1 protein-coding gene is annotated in these 741 nt (G+C 56.1%); it reads left to right on the top strand.

Annotated elements, in window-relative coordinates:
* The coding region (locus SQ11_RS15330) for a glutamine synthetase beta-grasp domain-containing protein (protein ID WP_041515072.1) at positions 1-741 on the top strand (741 nt) is incomplete at both ends.

Raw genomic sequence — 741 nt, 5'->3', positions numbered from 1 at the left:
GATGTTCTTAAAATGATCCAGGACAACGAAGTCAAATTCGTTGATCTGCGTTTTACCGATACCCGCGGCAAGGAACAGCACGTGACGCTTCCGGCCCATGCCTTGGATGCGGACAAGCTTGAAGATGGCCATGCGTTCGACGGTTCTTCCATTGCCGGCTGGAAGGGTATCCAGGCTTCCGACATGTTGTTGATGCCCGATCCGGAAACCGCCCATATGGATCCCTTCATGGACGAGGCCACCCTGCTCATGACCTGTGACGTGATCGAACCCGCCGACGGCAAAGGTTATGACCGTGATCCGCGTTCGCTGGCAAAGCGTGGCGAAGCCTATCTCAAATCGACCGGCATCGGCGATACCGCCTACTTCGGCCCGGAACCCGAATTCTTCATTTTCGATTCTGTCACCTGGCATGCGGACATGTCCGGCTGCTCGGTAAGGATTGAATCCGAGGAAGCCGCCTGGAGCTCGGCGAAAAAATACGAGGAAGGCAATACCGGCCACCGTCCGGCGGTAAAAGGCGGTTATTTTCCCGTTCCCCCGATCGATTCCTTGCATGATATTCGTTCCGCCATGTGCCTGGCGCTGGAAGAAATGGGCGTGGAAGTCGAAGTCCACCACCACGAAGTGGCCACTGCCGGGCAGTGCGAAATCGGTACCAAATACAGCAGCCTGGTGAAGCGCGCGGATTGGACCCAGCTATTCAAATATGTGGTGCACAACGTGGCCCACTCTTACGGT

The sequence above is a fragment of the Nitrosospira sp. NpAV genome (assembly GCF_000832065.1).
In the GTDB taxonomy this organism is placed as follows: Bacteria; Pseudomonadota; Gammaproteobacteria; order Burkholderiales; family Nitrosomonadaceae; genus Nitrosospira.
The sequence above is the reverse complement of the archived record's forward strand: the minus strand, read 5'-3'. Positions and strand labels throughout refer to the sequence as shown.